Genomic DNA, 19,795 nt, shown 5'->3' on the forward strand with positions numbered 1-19,795 from the left:
AAGTCCGTTAAGCCATTTTTAATTACTGTACATATACCTTTTAGATACAACTTAATTTATTTTCATCTATTAAAATAATTCAGTGTTAATATTCACCGTGAGATTAAGAAGAATCGCTCCTTAGCTTGTAATAGACTATCTGTTTCGGGTACTGAGCCGTGTGACTACTTTCTTTTTTAATTTTCGATAACAACACACGTTTAGTGGTAGAAAAACGGTTAGCCATCTCAATCCTAAGTATCTTGAAGGGGTGTTTTAAGAACTGCTTGTATACATTCCCTAAATCCTCTATTGCTAGCTCTCTCTTCCTAAATCCAGATAATATTTCCTCAACCTTTTTCATGTTTTCCTCATCATGAACTTCCATTTCAATGAGTTCTAGGTACTTTACTGTGTTTATGCCACCGATAAGTGCATTACCTTCAGCACCTTCTATATCCATTTTTTAGTATTCTAGGTTTTAGGCCAGTTTCTTCCATTATTTCATCAAGAGTGGTTGTCTCAACCATACCTTCACCGTCTTCAAATACATAAGCACCGACACCTTCACTCTTCATGCTAACCTTTCTACCCGGTTTGTCGTAAAGTGCTTTAGGAATTACAATTACATTGTCCAGATTATTTAGTTCCACATTTTGCATTAAGATTTTTAGGTTATTAGGCTCTGGCTCTATGGCTATAACCCTCCCTTTATCCTTTACCTTAAAAGAGGCTAAGATGGAAAATAAGCCTATGTTTGCCCCCGCGTCGATAACTATATCTCCTTCTCTAATATTAGAAAGTAAAGGAGAGTAAATATTTTCTATTATTACTTGGTAAAATGCTGCGAAGTCACTCCTCCTCAAGAGGATTGCCTTAGCAGGAACTTCTGCGAAAGATTGCAGATCGACTGTCATATATACAATTACAATTGTAATTATACGATATAAATGTTTAATAAAGTATACTTTACGTTAGTGCTTTCAGAAAGTTTATAGTCTTAGTCTTAAGGATTTGCATTCAAATCCTAGTCTAAGAACTTTCAAAAATACTAGTGTTATAATATGGGGTGGCACGATTTATTTGTATGTAGATTATTCATACGAAATGGATTTTTTTAGAAAATCTTAGAAAAATTAACATTTATATATATCTAATCTAATTATATGCGATGGTCATATTTTCCTTTTGATCCGGACAATTACGCAATCTCTATGCTTTCTGGCTAAATAGCTTATTACGTGTTAAGCATACAACAGAGAATTTTATAAAATGAGGATACAAAGGTCTATGTTTTTATATTGAAGTATTTTTTCTAACTCTCTTTAATTTCTTAGCTAATCTTTTTACATAAAGCTCATCTATACTGATTTCATGATCTATGAAGCCTTTTACTTTAGGATGACTTACATATTTCTGAATTTCCAACAAGAATTTGCTAGGATCTTCACGATTTTTTAGGAGCTTATCTAGTTCATTCAACAATATTGATTTATCCGGTTGTCTAAAAACTCCATTTATTCGTCTTAGCATAAGTTCTGATATTATAAAATAAGCAGAGGTCGCGGTAACTTTCACTATAGCATCATATATAAATCCAAGTTTATATGAATTTAAAAACTCCACTATACTGGAATTAAAATTGATCAATGACGGTATTAGTGAATTACTTTCTAAGTATTTAATCTTCTTAAGTTCTTCATTTCTCTTTTCGAGTTCTTCCATTCTCCTCTCGTATTCATATTTCCATCTACTGACACATTTATCGTATATGAATGATAACATTTCTGCAAATGTATTTTCTATGCTAGGATAATAAGGTTCTTCTGGAATTTTTTGTCTATGATATGCATTGAGAAAAATCTTTGCTAACCTAAGGTATTCTAGATCATACATTTCTTCTATAGGATTAAAATATTTGCAAACCAAATCTTCTTCATTAAGAAGTATTTTCATAATATTGATTTCTTCCATTAATATATAAGTTTTAATGGAATAATTTGTATAAAAATTTCTATGCAAATTAAGAAACAATAAATTTATTTCACTAAAGATTAGTTTTCTGGGAAATTGCTGTATGAATTAATATGCATAATATCTCAATAAAAATCTCCTATTAATCTCTCCTCTCTTAGCTTCTGCGGATCTTTTCGTTAAGGTTTATGTTAGGACTTATACGTTAAAGGCAGCAAAACATGGAAGTACAGTTTAACTAACCCGTGAGTATACATTATAGCGTCAACAAAGCTTTTATCATGTTCATGAACTTCTCTTATTACCTTATCCGTCCTATCCAATGTGCTCTCGCCACCTAAATGAACTTCCTTTTCATAATTCTCGACGTCTATTTTTAATAAATCCAAGTTGTTTAAATTTAAAGAATCTAAATTATCATTTTTATTATCTTATATCCATTTGGTGAAACATGAGTTTCGTCAAAGTTAGTGCTAATAAAGACTTCACATTCTTTGTTACCTAAGGCTACATTGTATAATTTTACATTATCGAATCTATAGTCAAGAACGTTAAGTGACAAGACCTTAAATGAATAAGGATTTGGCTCAAAAGAGTAAGGAAAAGGAAGAATTAACATATGCAGAAGGCTCTATTTATTATGTACTGTACGTTAGGAAAAGGTGACTTTAGGCTTTTAACTTTCCTTTCTCATATTTTCTTAATGAAAATTAGTGTTGTAATTCCGACGCTTAACAGTGAGAAAACTATTGGAGCTACTGTTAAGTCAGCACTACAGTTTGCTAGTGAGGTTATAGTTGTTGACTCCTTTTCCACGGACAGAACTGTGGAGATTGCTGAGAAAGAGGGAGCAAAAGTTTTCCAGGTGAAAGGTAGTAGGTTAATTGCAAGAATTGAAGGAGCAAAAATCGCAAAGGGCGACTACGTAGTTAACCTGGATTCCGACATGTATTTTTCTGAGAACTTTAAGGGCTTTGAGGAGAAAGTTATTGCATTAGGAGAAATAACTGTAGGAAAAGGAATAGTCCATAAACTTATGAGAATTGATAGGGAAATAACTCACAGGAAATGGGCTGACAATCTGTCAGTAGATAATGGCGGTATAATTCCCAGAATGTATGATAGACAGTTGCTTTTGAAGGCTTACGAGCAAATTCCTGAAAACCTTAGGAGTAAACTTAACGCCTTTGAGGACAGCGTAATTTATTATAACGTTATAAAGCTGTACAAAGATGGGAAAGTTCAGTTTATTCCTAATGCAGTTTACCACGTGGAGGACGACTCTCTGTGGAATTTTATGAGGAAGTGGTATAAATACGGGAAGAACGCTAAGTTGTTGAGGGGAACTGAGTACGAGAGATTTATTTATGAGAGGAGGACTAGGCCAGGGTTAAGTTTAGGAGAGAAGGTGAAGTTACTTCCCTTGATGGTAATTAAGGGAGTTCCCTTTGCTTTAGGTTATTATCTATAAATAGGGAACATATTCATTGAAGCAATAAGGTAAAAATACCTTTAATGCAAATCTTTATAACCATATTTCAAATAAAAGCGTTTTATTACTTAACGTCTTCGTGTTGTAAGAATTTCTCTAATTGTTGATAAGCTTCCCCTAATTTCGTATATATCCGTTAATTTTAGCATTGAAACAAAGAATGAACCAAAAATAATTGCCAAAGCTATAACTAATCCTACAGATAATTCTTTGACTGGGGCGTTTGTTAATATTTTGATTACAGATAAAATTACACTATAAGTTATGATAATTATGGGTAATCCTAGAGAGACTATAATAATAACAGCTATAAAAATAATCATAAAAACAGTAATGGGCGGTATTATATTTTCTCTTTCCATTATAATAAATACGTTATATCTTTTAATAAGTAAAACAATCAAATATGCAAATAAATCAATGGAGATTATAGCACTTAATTCCACATAATAATATAAAAGCTCTTCGATATTTATATTAGCAACTAATGGAATTAAGGCCAATATTGCTTGAATTACTGCAAAGATAGGTGTGGATATTGTAATTATCAGTTTATCATAGGCTACAGATTTCCTGATATTTATTTTGATTGTGTCTATATTATTTAAAATATTATTTAAAATAGTTTGAAAATTATCGTTAAAATTGGGAAAATATTTTCTAATAATGTTAATAATTAGCCTTTAGCTCACTGATATTATTCCTTATATTATCAAGCTCTCTGTCAGTAGTTATAGTAGAAGTAACAATAAATGGATAAGGCTTGTTCGTTTTTTGTTAAGTTCTTTGAAAGTTCCCTTACCGTTTTCATCAATAAAAACAATCAGCATAAAAATTATATGAACAAGAGAGTTTTTAAATATTTTACTAGGCACTTCTATAGGATTAATTACAAGTCATTTAATAAATTCTGTAACCTCAAAAGAGGAGAAGGTAATAGAAGTGAATAATCCTTGTGAAAGAAGCCTAGCATATTTCAAGCAATAAGTGAATGGAATGAGTAACAATGATAATTCTAGATACGTAATTTCTTTATTCATTTTTCAGCAAGAAAAACATGTACCATAACAACGTGTAGAGCTAATTAATAAGATTTTTTAGAAGATTTGGAAAGTCCATAATTTTCGAATATGTAATCGATGAACTAATTACTTTAATGATTAATAACCTTTTAGCTATACAGAAAGTCATTGATTCAATCTTACAAGACGTTGAAAAGAATATCTTTCAGATAATTATTTTAGCCGATAGAGAAAATTCCCTTCATGACATAAATCAAATTGTTTAAGAAGATATTGGAAACTTATGTTCAACTAAATACGAAATCTACTAGCAAGAGAAGTGATATTGTAATTTCTCACGCTAATGAATAATGCTTAGAAACTTATTGGATTTCTACTGAGTCGTAGTAGTTACTAGTAAAATTTATATATTAGTAATTCTCACTCTTTACTATGAAAGTAAAGGTTACTAGAAACTTTCAAGTTACTATCCCCTCAGAGATAAGGGAAAAATTAGGTATAAAAGAAGGGAACTACGTTGAAGTAACTTTGGATGAAAGTAATGGAGCTATAATAATTAAGCCGTATAAAAGAAAGTGGACTACAATAAGATTGAATAGAAAAGTGGATCAAGAGGATATAGATAAGGCAGTTGAGGAGGCACTAAATGATAGTAGTTGATACGAACATATTGGTTTATTCAACTTTTGAAGATTCCGAGAACCATTCTGAAGCTCTAGAAATTATAGAAAAAGAGGACGTTAAAATTCCGCAGATAGTCGTTTATGAGTTTTTATGGGTTTTAGCTAAACTTGCATCAGATGTTTCCTTAATAAAAACTAAGATTGAAGAGTTAAGAGAGTTTGAAATTATATACGAAAACCCGGAAACCATACTTAATGGCGTAAAAATGTTAAAGGAAGACGGTAAACCTTTAAAGATGTTAAATGATTACGTTATTCTAGCCTTAGCTAAGGAATTAAAAGGAGATTTAGCAACCTATGATGAAAAATTAAGGAAAATTGCTGAAAAACATGGTGTAAGAACAATTCCTTAAGGATAAAGCGGAGATGGCAATCCTCAAATAACTCTTAGATAATATTAAGATTTAATTGTTTACTAGCTAACATCTAATGCTAAAGTGGATAAAGTTATAGGACATGTAACGATATCAAGAATAATAGTAATTTAATTTATGAGCTATTAAATTTCCTTAGGTTCTAGACTTTCTTCAGCATAAGTTCTGAATTAGACGTTAAATTAGAAGTTTAATGTAGTTTCTTAGGAAAAATTGAACAGATCACAAAGCAGCAATAAGGGATATGATTTCAAAGAAGATTGAACTAATAATATTTTATATAATTACCTAAAATCTTTGTATAGTTCTGAGGCAGCAAAAGCGAGCGGATATAAAGGTATTAAAGTAGAGTTTAGAATAATTGCTTTGCCATTGAGTACTTTATTATAGCTTATTATTACTTCCAATCTTTTCTTTTCTTCTTCGCTTAATTCTTTTCTTATTAACTCTAGAAGTATCTGAACGTAAGAGTACCTTTTTACTTCAGCTATCATCATTAGCCCTTCTTTTTTTATTTAGAACGAAAGAGATGAGTTTTTCTTTGGTTTCTCTGCTAATTTCTCCTACTTTTCCTTTCTTCCAATTATATATCGTTTTCCTACTTATTCCGCATTCTCTTTCTAATTCACTATCGCTCTCCTTAAGTTCTCCTAGGAGGTTAAGTATTTCAGAATCACTTAAAGAGACTGAAAGAACTTTGCGAGTACTTGTTCTTCTGCTATGTGTAACTTATTACACACTTAATCTAATAAGACAATAATAATGTACTGGCTTTAATACAAGAGTGTTTATAATATAAGAAGATTAGGAACTTCGTTAATATCTCTTTGTAACAAACTCTATTGGGCTTTACATTAAATTACTTAACTAATAAAGTATATGGAATTTTTTACTGTAAATATATCATAATTATATCATTTAAGAGTATTTAATTAATACACTTTTGTTATTTTCTTCCTTAATTATTTCGAAATACACTATGTTCTCCCATGGTATATAAACTTCGCTTTTTTCCGTATCTATAACTAGATCGTCCTTAACATCCTTAACTTTACCCTCTATGTCGTCCTTATTTGTATGTACTCTAATTCTTGGTCTGATACCAGATTTTAGAAAAATTGCTGATTCGAAATCTTCTCTATAGCGTAATTTTGGTAGAAAAATTCTACTTATCTGCAGTATTATTATTATAAAAATTTCTAAAATTATTATTATCTCAAGCAACACTTCATTTGAATAGAGTTTATATTTAATAATTTCAAAAATAGTGAAAAATATAGAATATATTATTAATTGTACAAAATAAGGATCGAAGTAAAGCCATGATTTATTTACAATTATATAAGTATTTTTGTTAAATATACTAAATAATATTCTAGTTACCACTTCTCTAAATGCAAAGTCGTCAAACAAAATGTAAAAGGGAGCATAAATTAACGGGAAGATGAGGGCAAGGTAAGAGAAATATGGTAATATAAAATCAGAAAATATGAAGAAATATAGAAGTAATTCTGCTTCTCTTACGGCATACATTGCCTCATATAGGGATAATAGATTCATCTTTTTATTCTCTTCTAGAGGAATTTCAATATGACGAAATAACGCCCTTAAGATTCTTACTCTACTTATACCAGTCACATATCGCCTTATGTATACTGCTGTTATGAGGGATATAGTACCTGAAATTATTGCGGAAATTATGTATGGCAAGAAATCTACATACACCGAAGATTCCGAGCTCATATTACTACAATCTTATCGTAATGCTAAAAAAATATGGAAAAATAGAGTGCAAAAGCGGGTAACAATTCGTAGTGAGCTATAAAAAGATCTCACTCTTCTTAATTCCTCAAACAACTCTCCGTGGACTTTTTCTTGTAATCATTACTTCTCTGTTTTTAACAAAAATAAGACGAAATACAATGCCTTTATTATACGAAGGCTATGAGGGAATCGGAGAGTGCAAATTCATTGAGGCAGTAGCTCTGATCACTTAAACTCTCCTAAGCTATTAAAAGATGTTTTGAGAAAGGAGATCATATTCCATGCTCGCGAGGCTTTCGTTGCTTTTTAAAGGATGCTCTAACTTCTTTGAAAATCACAACGTCTATTGACTAATTATATAAAGGAATTATTCACGCCAAATGTGTGGTGTATCCCTTAATTTTATTCCCTGCAGAAGAGACAATACTAAACTTCAAAATATATTACGAGAAGTTTTCTTCCGCAGTATGCTTTAAAATCTGGTCTTTCTTTACAAACTTCTGAATTGCGTTTTCACTCAATCTCATTGTTTCTGCATATGTAGAATTTGTTTAAGCTTAGTATGATAATTTTCATAATAATCTAATAAAGATGGATTTTTCATGTTATTATGAATAGAGAGCTTGCACTTAAATGGATTGTTTGGACGAATTATTTTTATGAAAGTCTCATCAATATCGAAACTCTTTTTACATGGGTTAGGAATATAAAATAGAAATAACGCATAACCTAACTCCTGTGGATAAGGAGGCAAAGATTGTTTATTTGAGCGATTGCAGCTTAGTGAGACGTGTGGATTACATTATCCTTTCATTGACTCTGATTAACGGCTTAGGTGAGGAAATTATTCCAGTATGCGGGGAGTTCACAATGGATAAATACAAGGAGCACCTCTCGCAATAACTGTACTGGCTTTCTAAGTAGTGATGAAAGTACTAGTTGATACCAATATAATTATAGAAAAAGAAATAAACTATTTAACTTACTTGGGGGCTATGATCCAGTATATTCAGACCTTGTTGTTGCAGAAGTGATGAAGGTAATAAGGAAAAATGCACTTGAAGCTATGAAGAAAAATAAACGGGAAGTAGCCAATAAATATTTCGCGTTTGGTCGAGAATTTTTGAAGATGTGATATCGGCAAAATGTTCAATTAGAATATCCGAACATAAAGGATTTTGTTGAGGCATTTGAAGTGATGAAAGATAAAGACGTAGACGCTGTTGATGAAGTTCTTGCTGTAATTGCTAAAAGGCAAGGAGTTAATGTTCTATCTAACGATAAGGATTGGGATAGGCTAAAGGATTACGCAAAGCGTGTAAACATATAATAACATATGTAGGGCAAGATAACCGTCAATAACTATTTTATTTGAAAATAATAACTCTTTTATCTCTTTAGTTACAAAAATTTGTATGAAATTAATAAAGTTATCTGTACTAGTATGGTTTATATAATATTAATAATTCTTGCCTTTTAATTCTCGTAATTGCTGTGAAATTTGCAGTGTGAAAATTCAAGGTATAGCGTCTCTATCATTTGGTATTAATTAGATTACTTAATCAAATATCATTTAGATATCCATGACTCTAAATAAGCGATGACTAGTTGGCAAGCATTTTTTCGCTTTCTTCAAGCATTTTTCTTACCTTTTCTACTCTAGGTATGATGTCATTTATTGTAAGCTTTGCCTCATGAAAACCCCATACGTGAAGCGAGTATCCAGCGTCCCAGCCTGACAATACCCAGTCTCCCAATTTCTGAGAGAGCTTACTAGAAGCCGACACGAGGAGGTAAGTATACCATCTGCCTTCCTTCAAGGTTTTTTGATATTCTTCAAGGTTAAACTTCTCAGACAAAGCCTTAATTAGCTCTTCCGCAACTTTATAAGCCTTTTCAGAAGCTTGAACTGGGTCGTTCTTCTTTAAGTACTCCTCGCATTCTTTCATATACTTTTTAGCTAGATCAAGCCTAAGCTTTATCTCCTCTTTAGGATCATTCTTGCTTATCAGTACGTCTTCAACGTTAATTCCTATATCTTCGGCCTTCTTTATTAGCTCCTCCATATGTGAGAATTGTGATGGATAATTAATAAATTATTTTAGTTTGAAACTCTCGCGTGATGATTCAATTATTTAACTATTAATTAAATATTTTGTGTAAAATAAATGAGTTTACTCTTAGAAATTTATGCAAACTGCTAGTTAAGTAGTTAATAGAGCTTGTATTTAATTTGTTAACGGCAACATTAGGCTCATAACAAATTAATACCTAGAGTACATAATAGGAATTATGGAAGAGTGGGGATTTAGTCAGTCCGGTTCTCAGATTTCCACGAATTTTCAGTCCTTATCCTTCTCTAGCGCTCCTTTTCAAGTGCTAGTAGATAATGATTTTGGTAATCTTATAGTTGAATTCAAGAGAAGTGTTGAGAAAAGCTTTGAAGGTGAGGCTTTTGTCACTATTGGAGTCGACAAGAACGGTAGGATATCTTACATCTCAATAGAACCGTTAGATAAAGATCTAAAAGAAGGTATAAAGGGAATTAAAAGTGAGTGAAGTCCTAAACTATACCTTACAAGAAATTCAAGAAGGGAAGTACAAGATAGAAACCGATGAAGAAAACTTAGAGTTAATTCTTCACCCTGTTTTGCTCAAAGTGTTCAAGAAGGACGACAAATACTCTTTCGTGGTTCAGAACATTATATCTGTGAATACTGATAAGCCAAGATTTGGCCCTCTTTGCTCTAGTAACACTTTAAATTCCAGACCGGCTAAGATTAGGAAGATTGAGGTTTTAAACGAGCCTAAGATTGTGTTGAAAATAGATGAGAAAATTTTCAACATTATAATAAAAGTAACTAATATTTCAATTTATCCAGATTATAGGGACTCATTTGGCTCACCATGCGTGATGGTTTCAACGGTGGTTTTATATTAAGTGCGAATTTACGAGACATGCTCAAGAAAGGTTAAAACTCAGGCTAGAAGAACTAAGCAAAAATTACGGGATAGAAATAGTAGGTGAAATTCGGAGAGTAATTGATGAGTTTTGTAAAGATGAGAAAGTATTTGCCAAAAAACTTAATGATGAGGAAAGTTATTGTAAAAAATTAAGTTTTAATTGTTTATATCTTATCGTGGTTTTTGTCCAGTCTGATAATAAAAGAAGAATTATTACATTATTTCCTACTAATAAACCGTCAACAATTAAGAAATTTTGTTAACTTTACCGAAAGACCGTAATATATATTTATTATCTAACATTGTAACTTAGGGGTTTGGACTTCATAGGATTTCATATCAATTCTAGCCCTTGGGCTTTACCAGAGTAACTTCCGTTACCCTTCCACCCCTTAGCGGGATAACCCCAAACTTTCATGTATGCATGTAAATCCATGGAGTAATTGAAAGTATTAAAAATTAAGGAGAAATTACGCCACGGTAAACACAATATTTGACTGTAATAAATCATTTTCTCTAGCGCTTTTTAGTAAGGATTTAGTTGGCTAGAATAAGCTTAAACTTTCTAATTAAACGTTGAACTTAGAGCTCATCCTTCTCATATTAATTTAAGAAAATTAGCTGACCCATGGCGTATTAATTCTAGAAAATTTTAAATAGGTACTTTTAATTAAAAATTAATTGAGTAGCGTAGCGCTATAGATGAGGGAACACCTGGCGTAGCGGCCACGTGTTCCCGATTATTCCACTTCCGCAAAATATGTCCAAGTCTTAATTCCCTATCCTTCTATCTTTCCCGTCTTCGGATTTTTATCCAGCTTGTTACTAATTATCTCAAATAATTTTTCACTGTTTTCGTTAAGTACATGTTTCCTTATAATGTAACCGGCAAAATCTGATATTTGTAAAGCGTCATAATTAGCAGAATTTGCAAATAAAATAGGTTTAAAGATTCTCCCTATAGCCGATGTCCTTGTTATGAACGCATTATTGAGTAACTCATCCTCCATAATTTTAACTACGTTCATTTGATCCTTTGCCATTTGATAATCCTTATCTACATTTATCTGATCATGCACAATAAGTATCCATTCATTTGAATATTCTCTATCTGCTAGTTTAAGTACTCTCTCAAATAAATGCCTATAAGCTATTCTCATCACATCTATGCTCAAATCTTTATCATCTTTCACTAGTCTATGAGGAACAGTTAGTCTTTCTCCGATTCTTTTCTTTTTTAATATATAATCTTTAAATACAACACTGGATATGATTCTTAAATTCAAGCTTCTGATGACTTCAGCAAATTCGCTTGCAAAATCGCGTATTTGAGCTTCAGAAAGAGGAAAATTCTTTCTTGGATGGAAAAGATCACTTGCATGAATCTCCATATTAGTAGGTAATCCGTAATTAGCTTTTAGCTTGCTAATACTTTTCCTTATATTGTCAAGCTCTATATCAGTAGTTATAGTAGAAGTCACAATATATGGATAAGGCCTGTTAGTTCTTCTGTTAAATTCTTTGAAAGTGCCTTTACCGTTTTCATCTATAAAAACAATCAGCACAAAAATTATGTGAACATGAGACTTTTTAAATATTTTGGTTAGATGTGTTTCCATTTATAGATTTTAATTTTTGAAAATTAAATAATAAGTCTGCTCACATTCATTTTCATACTAGCTAAATACAAAAACTTAAGCTTCTAATATAAAAGTTTACGTTCAAGAAGTGCGAGATTTTTAAAGTATATATGAGCTTCATAGTATATGCACAGCTATACTTAATCATAGAAAATTGGATATTAACTTAAGAAAGCATGGGTCAGATTTTTCCAGATACAAATTTCTATTAGTAAATAATACTAGAACTATTAAGTACTTTCGTTCTATCTCCTTAGCCACTTTGATTCGTAGATTAAATATTTCTTACAGCTCTGCTTTCTTTTTATTTCTAGATTTAGCTAATTCTTTATGCGTTCTTTGTTTTTTTCTGGAAAATATTTCATGAATTTCTTTATTTTAGGATCAATTACTAACTTACAGTAAGGATAATTCCTATGTTTATCGTAGAAATTGTGGTGATAGTCCTCAGCCTCATAAAATACCTCGAATGGTACAACCTCAGTAACTACTTTTTTACCCAGCCTTGCTTCTACTTCCTTTATCATTTCTTCAGCTATTTTCTTCTGCTCCTCATTATGATATAGGATGATTGACCTATACTGGCTACCGACGTCATTACCTTGCCTATTGGGAGTGGTAGGATCGTGAATTGCAAAAAAGATCTCTAGAATTTCCCTATACGATATAACGTTAGGATCATACGTAATTTGTACAACTTCTGCGTGACCAGTTTCGTCTGTGCACACTTCCTCGTAAGTAGGATTAGGAACGTGACCACCGGAATATCCAGGCTTAACGTCTATTACTCCTTTAACTCTTGAGAATACTGCCTCGGTGCACCAAAAGCATCCTCCACCTAGTGTAGCTTTTTCCATAAAAGGAATATTGCATAGACGAATTTTAACTTATGTTAGAATAGATTTTATACTCTCTCACGAACTTTTTAGGGATAACCCTCTATTTTATATCTCATGAATACGAATTTGTAGAAATACAATCTTTAAAAAGATGATCTCATCAAATTATATAGGTAAGAATGATTAAAATTACCAATATAGGCAAGGCAGTAGGTTATATTACCGGTGGAAGCATAGTTTTTGTAATAACTGAGGCTCTCATTCACCTTTCTCCTCTCTATATTTTCCTTACGGTTGTTGCATATCTCCTTACTATTATAGTGGTCACATTCATGCTCATTCGATTTGAGAGAGAGTCTGAAACCGATAAAATTAAGGCTAAAGTTCTGGCAGAAGAGGATGAGAGGATGCTTGAGATTCTAAATAGTAACTGCCTAAACGCTAAAGGGACAGAAAAGGATCTCTGTGAGAAATTAAACGAATATTTAGAGGCAAGAATTAGTGCTTTTTCGATCTTAGAGAAGTAAAAGCTTCATAATAAGTTTTTAACATATCTTTTAGCACTTTACCAACTTTTACTCCGAATTTAGTCAAAACTATCACGTCGCCTTTCCTTTCAATTATCCCTAAATCTTCTAAGCTCTTGACTTTCTCTTTAACAAGTCCTGAAATATTATCTAAGTGTTGAAATTTCTCTCCAACTTTCCTTTCTAATTCCTCTTCGGATATATTACTGTTAGCCATTATAATTGACGTGATTAACGTCATAATTCCGTCATTGAAAATCTCTGACGCTGTTTCGTGCACATCCTTACCGAACACGTCAATCCCTTAATCTATGAGTGTGTATAATACCTTATTAAATATACTGTAAGTAATTACGTGTAAGCTTTTGCCTTCTTTTAAATGAATGGATTTATAGGATGAGTACTTATTTAGATTCTTTAGTTAGTAATAATTAAAGAGAAAAAGTAATATATATTGGCTTATAGTTGTAAGTTTTGAATTACTCTAACAATCATTAGATTATTTCACAATTGCATTATAACATATATCTACATATCTTATATTGTATTGTCTTTATAGTTTATTATCGCTCCTACTTTTCTTAAAAGTTCTTCTCCCACTATTCTATAACCGGCGAGTTAAGGACAGTCGATATAACTTCTTTCCCTAAATACTTTATCTTAGCCAATTTAACGTACGTGGAATAGCATTCCATAGAGGCTGTGTATATTCTAGGCCCTTGATCGTATGGAATCTTGTCGAAAACTTCTTTATTTACTATTATTTCTCCATCGAACCCAGTGTCTATTTTAGCCTTAATTTTCACACCTTCAATCTCTAACTCAAGGTCCAAGGAAATACACCTTATTTGGAACTTCAACTCTTACTCTCTTTCCTTCCTTTCTCTTTTTCTCCATATAATTATAGGCTTCGGTCTCGTTATCGAACACTTTCTCTTCTTCTAAATAATTTTTAATTACCTCTCCCGCTAGTTTAGAGTTCCACGTGTTAGTAGTGTAAAGAAACACGTAAAGCTCTTCCTTTTTATGTTGCAATTTCTCAATATTAGACATCTCTCTAGAATATTTAACTCTTTGTATTGAAGTAAACTTTCCTGTTTTCAGATTTATATGTTAGATTATCGTTAAAGCCTACCTTCTATTTCGTGCGACACTTAAAAATAAGTGCAAGCTTTCCCTTATTTAAATAGTAAAATGATTATTTAAGTTTATTAGATGCTCTGGCATTCTACTCATATCAGAAGTAATAAGCTGTTTATTATTTAAATCATAAGTAGTGATTATGAGTATTAACTAATCTATTGAATCAAACGAGAAAATTTCGTATTTTTCTATTTATTTTAGTCAATGTCAACTTTAGTATATTATAAGCAATTTTTAAGATAGTCATTACTTCTCTTCTTATTAAACTAATACATTGTTTAATTCTTTTTCAGTTTGTTGCTAAATCGGCTTGAGTGGAGAATGGACCTATAAGTAAATTACTTAATGGTTTTAATAGGTTTTTTAATTGCCAAAGTAAAGTATTAGCTATGAAGAATAAAATACTCATGATAGTTCTTGCAGTAGCAATAGCTTCTTCCCTAGTTTTTTACGTCGGATTTCAAAACTACATATTATCTCAAAATCCTGAAGGCTATAATGGAATTACCACTGTTAAGATAGCAAAAGCTGAAACAGAGCTTAATCCTCCCCCTAATGCCTACGTATGTCCTAAGAACAACAGCATAATATTTACATCAAGCAATATAAATCTTATAGTGCTAACCATGGGCCATATAAGGGCAGAAAATCTAACCGGAAGAACTCCGCCAGCCTATGCCCAACATAACGTGTTTGTAATTTACGGACTAATTAATCCTACATTGATAATCCCTGAAGGTGCAATCATTCACGTTACGGTTATAAACTTGGATGCAGGAGACTGCCATAACTTTGTCATTACCACTATTTCACCGCCTTATTCGTATAACGTGATGATGGGAGGAAATATGATGAACAACGTGATGATGAATAAAAATAGGTACTTTATTTCTATGATGCCTTTATTACCTCACGCTAACTATTCAACCGGTGAAGCTTATGAATATTCGTATACCGTCTCCATATCTTCTCCTGGCACTTATTGGTATATATGCACATATCCGGGCCACGCTGAGATGGGAATGTACGGTAAAATAGTTGTGGTGAGCTAAAATGGAGAATTATCAAGTTTTAGGAATAGTAGGTTCCGTTCTATTATTAGTAGCTTTTGTTATTCCATTTTATATGGGCTATTATTTTATGGGAGGATACTACGGCGGTATGATGGGTGGTATGATGGGAGGTTATCCGCATAGAGCCATCTTTTTCGCTTTTCCTGTCATTATGGCCCTTCCTGCATTAGTACTTGGTTTAATAGGTTCATTAATTTCAGATAGACAAATAGGCGGTGTGCTATTAATTATAGCTGCAGTCCTTTCTATTCCAGTATTTTTCGGATTCTTTGGAATTTCTTTTATATTATTACTTATCGCGGGTATCTTAGCACTGACTCAAAAGAAATAATTGTAGTAGTATTATTTTTCTTCTTCTTTTTCCTCTTTTTATCCTTTTGATCTTTGTTAGAAAATTTTATAAAAAATAGCAAGAGCTCATCATATGAAAGTTGTAATAAAAGAAAGTGGGAGAGGAATATATAAGATAATAGTTAATGATCCGTTTCCTCCAGTAGAGTTTCCTTTTGAAGGAAAGGACTCCGAAAAGGACCTTTCGTTCTTTTCATTAAATATTACAGAGAGCGACGGCAATATATTAATAGAGAAAGATTTGGATATTAAAGAACACGTACTTGGTTTAGGAGAAAAAGCTTACGAACTGGATAGGAGAAGAGGAAGGTTTATAATGTATAACGTTGATGCAGGAGCATATGACAAGTTTAGTGACCCCCTTTATCTGAATGTTCCTTTTATGATAACGGTAAAAAACGGTGTAGCTAGGGGATACTTCATAAATACCGCCTCAAAGGTTATATTCGATATAGGTGTAGAAGATTACGGTAAGATAAAGATAAAAATTCCAGAGCCTTCGGTAGAGATTTACTTCTTTGAAGGTCCTACGATCGAAAGAGTCTTAGAGCAATACAGCGAGATTACTGGCAAGCCTTTTCTTCCTCCTATTTGGGCTTTTGGTTACATGATTTCTAGATATTCTTATTTTCCTCAGGATAAGATAGTCAAATTATTAGATGAATTAAAAGAAGAAGGTTTTAATGTAACGGGAGTGTTTTTGGATATTGATTATATGGATTCTTTTAAATTGTTTACTTGGAATAGGGAGAGGTTTCCCGATCCTAGGAAGTTTATTGAGGAGGTTCATTCTCGCGGTGTTAAGGTTATAACTATTGTTGATCATAGCGTTAGGGTTGATCAGAACTACGAAGTTTTTATTTCCGGTTTGGGTAAGTATTGTGAGACTGATAAGGGTGATTTGTTTGTTGGTAAGATGTGGCCAGGTAATTCTGTTTACCCAGACTTCTTTAGGGAAGAAACAAGGGATTGGTGGAGTGAGCTTATTTCAAAATGGCTTTCCCAAGGGGTTGACGGCATTTGGCTTGACATGAACGAACCAACAGACTTTACCAAAGTTTTTCAGATTAGGGAAGTTTTAGGATCTACTCCTATAGAATTTAGGGACGATAGGATGTATTATACTTTTCCGGATAACGTTATTCACTACTTAAGAGGTAAGAAAGTGTCTCATACTCAAGTGAGGAATGCTTATCCTTATTATGAGGCAATGTCAACATTTGAAGGATTTAAGAAGGCAGGGAGAGACGAAATCTTCATATTATCTAGATCAGGTTACGCCGGAATACAAAAATATGCTTTCGTATGGACGGGAGATAATACTTCAGCCAGAGATCAACTAATCTTACAACTTCAGACTGTGCTCGGCTTGTCAATTTCTGGCATTCCATATGTTGGGATAGATATTGGAGGATTTCAAGGAAGGTTAAGTAAGGTTGAAAACTCTCCCGAAATATTACTTTACATGTTCAGGCTAGCCATGTTCTTTCCGTTTTTCAGGACTCATAAAGCTAAAGACGGTATAGATGTTGAGCCAATATATTTACCTCATTATTATAAGGAAAAAGTAAGGGATGTCATAAATACTAGGTATAAATTCCTTCCTTACATCTATTGTTTGGCTAAGGAGGCGCACGAGACTGGTCATCCAATTATTAGACCTTTATTTTACGAATTCCCAGAAGATGAGGATACTTACAAAATTGAGGATGAGTACATGCTAGGCAAATACGTACTATATGCTCCACAACTTGGAGAAAATAGAGTAGTTTATTTACCTGGAAAATGGTTCGAATACTCAACAGGAGAAGAGAGGAGTGGTTGGGTTAAAACTGACGCAGACCTACCTATCTATATAAGGGAAAATTCTATTGTAAACCTAGATGGAAATGACTTAATAGTTTTAGGAAATAGTAAGTTAAAATGCGAAATTGAAATAGAGAAAAAAGGAAATATTATTACGTTTTCAAAACCATACTTCGTCAATATACTAGTTACAGATAAGGCAGAAAAAGTTATAATTGATGATAATGAGGTTAAAACTGAGGACTTTGGGGCTTTAAGTAAGGTTAAGATAAATAAAGAGGTGAGAAAAGTAGAGTTAGTTTATTAAAATGCTTTTTTCACAATTTTATTATATTTGAAGAGTAGTGGAATATATGAATCCACGTTTCTTGAAGCAAGGTAATTACGTTAGCCTGATTGCATCGCTTATTATATTATTTGGACTAATTTACCTTGAAATTGAAGGGATAAGTTACGCTCTTTCGTCGACTTTTCTGATTCTCATGTGGATCGTTTGGCTTTTGGCATTGTCGTCTTTTACAGAGAAGGGGGTTAAGGGGGCGGAAAGCCTCGCCTCTCTGAGGCGGGGATGGATAGCCCCCTTATATTTAAATACTTCTTTGTCAAAATTTTCTTTTGATGGCTAGGAGGGTTAAAGCGATCAGAGCTAGTGTTTCGATGAAGATCGCTCTATCTGATTCCCTCCTAGCCCTTGTTAATAACTACGTTAGAGCACTCCGTTTCACCCTATTCTGGCTGAAGGAAAATGTGAAAAACCCGGAAGAGAAGGGAGTGCTTTCGAAAGTCCACGAGGAGTTGTATGAGAAGTTAAGGGAGGAGTATAATCTACCGTCAAAGGTTGCTGAGGATTGTTATAGGGATGCCCTTTCAATATACAAGGGGTGGTATAATAATCCTAAAAAGGGGCGTTTCCCAAGAGTGTATAAACCTGCGGTATGGTTAACGCCTAAAGCGAGTTATAGCATGAACTTCGAGAGAATGATTGTTAGGATAGCAAGTGTCGGCGAGCTATCAATTCTGGGTTATCCTAGAAACCTCAAGGAGTACTTAAGCTGGAAAATGAGGGAGGCTAGGTTAGTGGTTAAGGATGGGAATGCTTTCCTCAAGGTCGTTTTTGAGAAAAAAGGAGAGAAGGTTAAGCCAAAGGAAAGTGTTGCAGTTGATATTAATATGGCTGAAGTAGTCGTAGGGAAGGACGACAAACACTACGTTAGGATTCCCACTCGTCTCGAAGAGGTTCACCACTGGAAGTCTTTAGCTGAGAATTTGCAGAGAAAATACCCAAGGAGATGGAAAGAGAATAAGAGGATCCTTCACAGGATTCATTCCTTCCATCAAAAGGCTAAGCGTATTATGGAGGATTTTGCTAGAAAAGTGGGGAAATGGGTTGTTGAAATTGCTAAGGGTTTTGGTTCTAACATCATTAATTTGGAGAACCTCAGGAACCTCCTCAAGAATGTTAACAATCTACCTAAGGAGTTTCGTGATAAACTGTATCTTATGCAGTATCGTCGTATTCAGTATTGGATTGTTTGGCAAGCTAAGAAACACGGTATTCTAGTTGAGTTTGTTAATCCTAGTTATTCTTCTGTTTTGTGTCCTAGGTGTGGTAGAAGGATGGAAGAAAGGGGATATCGTTGGTTTAAGTGTTCTTGCGGTTATGAGAATGATCGTGATGTAATTGCTGTAGTTAATCTAAATGGGAGGGGGTCTCTGAGCCTCTCGACTGCCCCTCAAATGAGAGATGTAAGAGCGAATCGATGAGGGGAACCCTCGCTGGCGGGGAGGAAGTCAGATATTATCATCTAGCAAGGTTAGAGAAACCTAAGATAATGGACTATTTTGCTATTCTAGCTATTATAATAACTCTTGCAGGACTTATTATAGCAACTTTTCTTAGAGAGTTTCTTGGAATTGAAATAATTGTTGTAGGATATACCTTTGAACCTATAGCCGGAATTTCCATATACTTAACGGCAAATAAGATAAACAAGGTATTCTCATCATTATTCTTCTGGGGCGCCGTAATCTTTACTGCAGGACTTCCTTTATATCTAGTTAATTTCGGTTATTTATCGATAATTGGAGACGTGATAAAAATGCTGGGCATAATAGGTTTACTGTCCTTGAGTAGAAAGGTAAAGGCTTAGATAAATTATTATGG

26 protein-coding genes are annotated in these 19,795 nt (G+C 33.1%); 12 read left to right on the forward strand and 14 right to left on the reverse strand.

Annotation, left to right across the window (positions count from 1 at the left end; translation table 11 throughout):
• Positions 1-103: 103 nt before the first annotated feature.
• From D1866_RS13245 to D1866_RS13260, 5 genes are all read right to left on the reverse strand, one after another.
• The gene (locus D1866_RS13245) at positions 104-442 is read right to left on the reverse strand and encodes a class I SAM-dependent methyltransferase (RefSeq protein WP_231136370.1); all 339 of its coding nucleotides are present in this window, start codon (positions 440-442) and stop codon (positions 104-106) included.
• Complete coding sequence (locus D1866_RS13250) at positions 423-896, reverse strand: FkbM family methyltransferase (RefSeq protein ID WP_231136371.1); 474 nt, start codon at positions 894-896, stop codon at positions 423-425. The genes D1866_RS13245 and D1866_RS13250 overlap by 20 nt, the downstream gene beginning before the upstream one ends.
• A 379-nt stretch (positions 897-1,275) precedes the next feature.
• Complete coding sequence (locus tag D1866_RS03080; RefSeq protein WP_152943327.1) at positions 1,276-1,935, reverse strand: hypothetical protein; 660 nt, start codon at positions 1,933-1,935, stop codon at positions 1,276-1,278.
• Between the two features lie 209 nt (positions 1,936-2,144).
• Positions 2,145-2,342: a class I SAM-dependent methyltransferase gene (locus D1866_RS13255; protein WP_231136372.1), complete on the reverse strand. Its 198-nt coding sequence runs from the start codon at positions 2,340-2,342 to the stop codon at positions 2,145-2,147.
• A 20-nt stretch (positions 2,343-2,362) separates the two neighbouring features.
• A complete protein-coding gene (locus D1866_RS13260; protein WP_231136373.1) occupies positions 2,363-2,572 on the reverse strand; it encodes a class I SAM-dependent methyltransferase in 210 nt (69 codons plus the stop codon).
• 84 nt (positions 2,573-2,656) lie between these two features.
• On the opposite strand from D1866_RS13260, the gene D1866_RS03090 reads away from it, so the two are divergent.
• Complete coding sequence (locus D1866_RS03090) at positions 2,657-3,424, forward strand: glycosyltransferase family 2 protein (protein WP_152943329.1); 768 nt, start codon at positions 2,657-2,659, stop codon at positions 3,422-3,424.
• A gap of 89 nt (positions 3,425-3,513) precedes the next feature.
• Here D1866_RS03090 and D1866_RS03095 read toward each other — a convergent pair whose 3' ends face one another.
• Positions 3,514-3,891: a hypothetical protein gene (locus D1866_RS03095; RefSeq protein WP_152943331.1), complete on the reverse strand. Its 378-nt coding sequence runs from the start codon at positions 3,889-3,891 to the stop codon at positions 3,514-3,516.
• A gap of 1,008 nt (positions 3,892-4,899) precedes the next feature.
• On the opposite strand from D1866_RS03095, the gene D1866_RS03100 reads away from it, so the two are divergent.
• Together D1866_RS03100 and D1866_RS03105 are read left to right on the forward strand one after the other, a co-directional pair.
• On the forward strand, positions 4,900-5,127 hold the full coding sequence (locus D1866_RS03100; protein ID WP_152943333.1) for an AbrB/MazE/SpoVT family DNA-binding domain-containing protein: 228 nt from the start codon (positions 4,900-4,902) through the stop codon (positions 5,125-5,127).
• Positions 5,114-5,503 carry a PIN domain-containing protein gene (locus D1866_RS03105; RefSeq protein WP_152943336.1) on the forward strand — a complete coding sequence of 130 codons (390 nt, stop codon included), beginning with the start codon at positions 5,114-5,116 and terminating at the stop codon, positions 5,501-5,503. The genes D1866_RS03100 and D1866_RS03105 overlap by 14 nt, the downstream gene beginning before the upstream one ends.
• A 305-nt stretch (positions 5,504-5,808) precedes the next feature.
• Here D1866_RS03105 and D1866_RS03110 read toward each other — a convergent pair whose 3' ends face one another.
• Both D1866_RS03110 and D1866_RS03120 read right to left on the reverse strand, forming a co-directional pair.
• Positions 5,809-6,018 (reverse strand): hypothetical protein, encoded by a 210-nt coding sequence (locus D1866_RS03110; protein WP_152943338.1) that lies wholly within the window; start codon positions 6,016-6,018, stop codon positions 5,809-5,811.
• A 424-nt stretch (positions 6,019-6,442) separates the two neighbouring features.
• Positions 6,443-7,267, reverse strand: a complete 825-nt coding sequence (locus D1866_RS03120; RefSeq protein WP_196773476.1) for a DUF2642 domain-containing protein — start codon at positions 7,265-7,267, stop codon at positions 6,443-6,445.
• Positions 7,268-8,486: 1,219 nt separating this feature from the next.
• On the opposite strand from D1866_RS03120, the gene D1866_RS13265 reads away from it, so the two are divergent.
• The gene (locus D1866_RS13265; protein WP_231136374.1) at positions 8,487-8,618 is read left to right on the forward strand and encodes a hypothetical protein; all 132 of its coding nucleotides are present in this window, start codon (positions 8,487-8,489) and stop codon (positions 8,616-8,618) included.
• 274 nt (positions 8,619-8,892) lie between these two features.
• Here D1866_RS13265 and D1866_RS03135 read toward each other — a convergent pair whose 3' ends face one another.
• On the reverse strand, positions 8,893-9,354 hold the full coding sequence (locus D1866_RS03135) for a PaREP1 family protein (RefSeq protein ID WP_152943340.1): 462 nt from the start codon (positions 9,352-9,354) through the stop codon (positions 8,893-8,895).
• Between the two features lie 226 nt (positions 9,355-9,580).
• On the opposite strand from D1866_RS03135, the gene D1866_RS03140 reads away from it, so the two are divergent.
• Both D1866_RS03140 and D1866_RS03145 read left to right on the forward strand, forming a co-directional pair.
• The gene (locus tag D1866_RS03140) at positions 9,581-9,847 is read left to right on the forward strand and encodes a hypothetical protein (protein ID WP_152943343.1); all 267 of its coding nucleotides are present in this window, start codon (positions 9,581-9,583) and stop codon (positions 9,845-9,847) included.
• Complete coding sequence (locus D1866_RS03145; RefSeq protein WP_155861033.1) at positions 9,840-10,229, forward strand: hypothetical protein; 390 nt, start codon at positions 9,840-9,842, stop codon at positions 10,227-10,229. Before D1866_RS03140 ends, D1866_RS03145 begins: the two co-directional genes overlap by 8 nt.
• Before the next feature lie 802 nt (positions 10,230-11,031).
• On the opposite strand, the gene D1866_RS03150 is transcribed toward D1866_RS03145, so the two are convergent.
• Positions 11,032-11,817, reverse strand: coding sequence for a DUF3800 domain-containing protein (locus tag D1866_RS03150; protein ID WP_170254153.1), 786 nt, complete (start codon positions 11,815-11,817; stop codon positions 11,032-11,034).
• A 395-nt stretch (positions 11,818-12,212) separates the two neighbouring features.
• Positions 12,213-12,749, reverse strand: a complete 537-nt coding sequence (gene msrA / locus D1866_RS03155) for a peptide-methionine (S)-S-oxide reductase MsrA (RefSeq protein WP_152943347.1) — start codon at positions 12,747-12,749, stop codon at positions 12,213-12,215.
• 161 nt (positions 12,750-12,910) lie between these two features.
• Here msrA and D1866_RS03160 point away from each other — a divergent pair, with 161 nt between their 5' ends.
• On the forward strand, positions 12,911-13,258 hold the full coding sequence (locus D1866_RS03160) for a hypothetical protein (protein WP_152943349.1): 348 nt from the start codon (positions 12,911-12,913) through the stop codon (positions 13,256-13,258).
• On the opposite strand, the gene D1866_RS03165 is transcribed toward D1866_RS03160, so the two are convergent.
• From D1866_RS03165 to D1866_RS13050, 3 genes are all read right to left on the reverse strand, one after another.
• Positions 13,230-13,553, reverse strand: a complete 324-nt coding sequence (locus D1866_RS03165; RefSeq protein WP_231136375.1) for a hypothetical protein — start codon at positions 13,551-13,553, stop codon at positions 13,230-13,232. The genes D1866_RS03160 and D1866_RS03165 overlap by 29 nt on opposite strands.
• Before the next feature lie 304 nt (positions 13,554-13,857).
• Entirely contained in the window at positions 13,858-14,091 is a 234-nt protein-coding gene (locus D1866_RS03170) for a clan AA aspartic protease (RefSeq protein ID WP_231136376.1), read from the reverse strand.
• Positions 14,081-14,368: a hypothetical protein gene (locus tag D1866_RS13050; protein WP_425428215.1), complete on the reverse strand. Its 288-nt coding sequence runs from the start codon at positions 14,366-14,368 to the stop codon at positions 14,081-14,083. The genes D1866_RS03170 and D1866_RS13050 overlap by 11 nt, the downstream gene beginning before the upstream one ends.
• Positions 14,369-14,790: 422 nt before the next feature.
• Between D1866_RS13050 and D1866_RS03180 the strand changes: the two genes are divergently transcribed.
• The 5 genes from D1866_RS03180 (at position 14,791) to D1866_RS03200 (ending at position 19,781) form a co-directional block, all read left to right on the forward strand.
• Positions 14,791-15,453, forward strand: coding sequence for a plastocyanin/azurin family copper-binding protein (locus D1866_RS03180; protein ID WP_152943351.1), 663 nt, complete (start codon positions 14,791-14,793; stop codon positions 15,451-15,453).
• Between the two features lies 1 nt (position 15,454).
• Positions 15,455-15,805, forward strand: a complete 351-nt coding sequence (locus D1866_RS03185; RefSeq protein ID WP_152943353.1) for a hypothetical protein — start codon at positions 15,455-15,457, stop codon at positions 15,803-15,805.
• A 93-nt stretch (positions 15,806-15,898) separates the two neighbouring features.
• Positions 15,899-17,938 carry an alpha-glucosidase MalA gene (malA, locus tag D1866_RS03190; RefSeq protein ID WP_152943355.1) on the forward strand — a complete coding sequence of 680 codons (2,040 nt, stop codon included), beginning with the start codon at positions 15,899-15,901 and terminating at the stop codon, positions 17,936-17,938.
• Between the two features lie 311 nt (positions 17,939-18,249).
• Positions 18,250-19,395, forward strand: coding sequence for an RNA-guided endonuclease TnpB family protein (locus D1866_RS03195; RefSeq protein WP_152943392.1), 1,146 nt, complete (start codon positions 18,250-18,252; stop codon positions 19,393-19,395).
• The gene (locus tag D1866_RS03200) at positions 19,392-19,781 is read left to right on the forward strand and encodes a hypothetical protein (RefSeq protein ID WP_231136378.1); all 390 of its coding nucleotides are present in this window, start codon (positions 19,392-19,394) and stop codon (positions 19,779-19,781) included. Before D1866_RS03195 ends, D1866_RS03200 begins: the two co-directional genes overlap by 4 nt.
• The last annotated feature ends 14 nt before the right edge of the window (positions 19,782-19,795 follow it).

Origin of the sequence: Acidianus ambivalens (assembly GCF_009729015.1) — an archaeon.
GTDB lineage: Archaea > Thermoproteota > Thermoprotei_A > Sulfolobales > Sulfolobaceae > Acidianus > Acidianus ambivalens.

Bases quoted from the DNA above. Each gene is read 5' to 3' on its own strand.
- D1866_RS03195 (WP_152943392.1), top strand. From the start codon at position 18,250: ATGGCTAGGAGGGTTAAAGCGATCAGAGCTAGTGTTTCGATGAAGATC.
- D1866_RS03200 (WP_231136378.1), top strand. From the start codon at position 19,392: ATGAGGGGAACCCTCGCTGGCGGGGAGGAAGTCAGATATTATCATCTA.
- D1866_RS03090 (WP_152943329.1), top strand. From the start codon at position 2,657: ATGAAAATTAGTGTTGTAATTCCGACGCTTAACAGTGAGAAAACTATT.
- D1866_RS03135 (WP_152943340.1), bottom strand. From the start codon at position 9,354: ATGGAGGAGCTAATAAAGAAGGCCGAAGATATAGGAATTAACGTTGAA.
- D1866_RS13265 (WP_231136374.1), top strand. From the start codon at position 8,487: ATGAAAGATAAAGACGTAGACGCTGTTGATGAAGTTCTTGCTGTAATT.
- D1866_RS03140 (WP_152943343.1), top strand. From the start codon at position 9,581: ATGGAAGAGTGGGGATTTAGTCAGTCCGGTTCTCAGATTTCCACGAAT.
- msrA (WP_152943347.1), bottom strand. From the start codon at position 12,749: ATGGAAAAAGCTACACTAGGTGGAGGATGCTTTTGGTGCACCGAGGCA.
- D1866_RS03080 (WP_152943327.1), bottom strand. From the start codon at position 1,935: ATGAAAATACTTCTTAATGAAGAAGATTTGGTTTGCAAATATTTTAAT.
- D1866_RS03105 (WP_152943336.1), top strand. From the start codon at position 5,114: ATGATAGTAGTTGATACGAACATATTGGTTTATTCAACTTTTGAAGAT.
- D1866_RS03100 (WP_152943333.1), top strand. From the start codon at position 4,900: ATGAAAGTAAAGGTTACTAGAAACTTTCAAGTTACTATCCCCTCAGAG.
- D1866_RS13260 (WP_231136373.1), bottom strand. From the start codon at position 2,572: ATGTTAATTCTTCCTTTTCCTTACTCTTTTGAGCCAAATCCTTATTCA.
- D1866_RS03180 (WP_152943351.1), top strand. From the start codon at position 14,791: ATGAAGAATAAAATACTCATGATAGTTCTTGCAGTAGCAATAGCTTCT.
- D1866_RS13245 (WP_231136370.1), bottom strand. From the start codon at position 442: ATGGATATAGAAGGTGCTGAAGGTAATGCACTTATCGGTGGCATAAAC.
- D1866_RS03120 (WP_196773476.1), bottom strand. From the start codon at position 7,267: ATGAGCTCGGAATCTTCGGTGTATGTAGATTTCTTGCCATACATAATT.
- D1866_RS03160 (WP_152943349.1), top strand. From the start codon at position 12,911: ATGATTAAAATTACCAATATAGGCAAGGCAGTAGGTTATATTACCGGT.
- malA (WP_152943355.1), top strand. From the start codon at position 15,899: ATGAAAGTTGTAATAAAAGAAAGTGGGAGAGGAATATATAAGATAATA.
- D1866_RS13250 (WP_231136371.1), bottom strand. From the start codon at position 896: ATGACAGTCGATCTGCAATCTTTCGCAGAAGTTCCTGCTAAGGCAATC.
- D1866_RS03110 (WP_152943338.1), bottom strand. From the start codon at position 6,018: ATGATAGCTGAAGTAAAAAGGTACTCTTACGTTCAGATACTTCTAGAG.
- D1866_RS03185 (WP_152943353.1), top strand. From the start codon at position 15,455: ATGGAGAATTATCAAGTTTTAGGAATAGTAGGTTCCGTTCTATTATTA.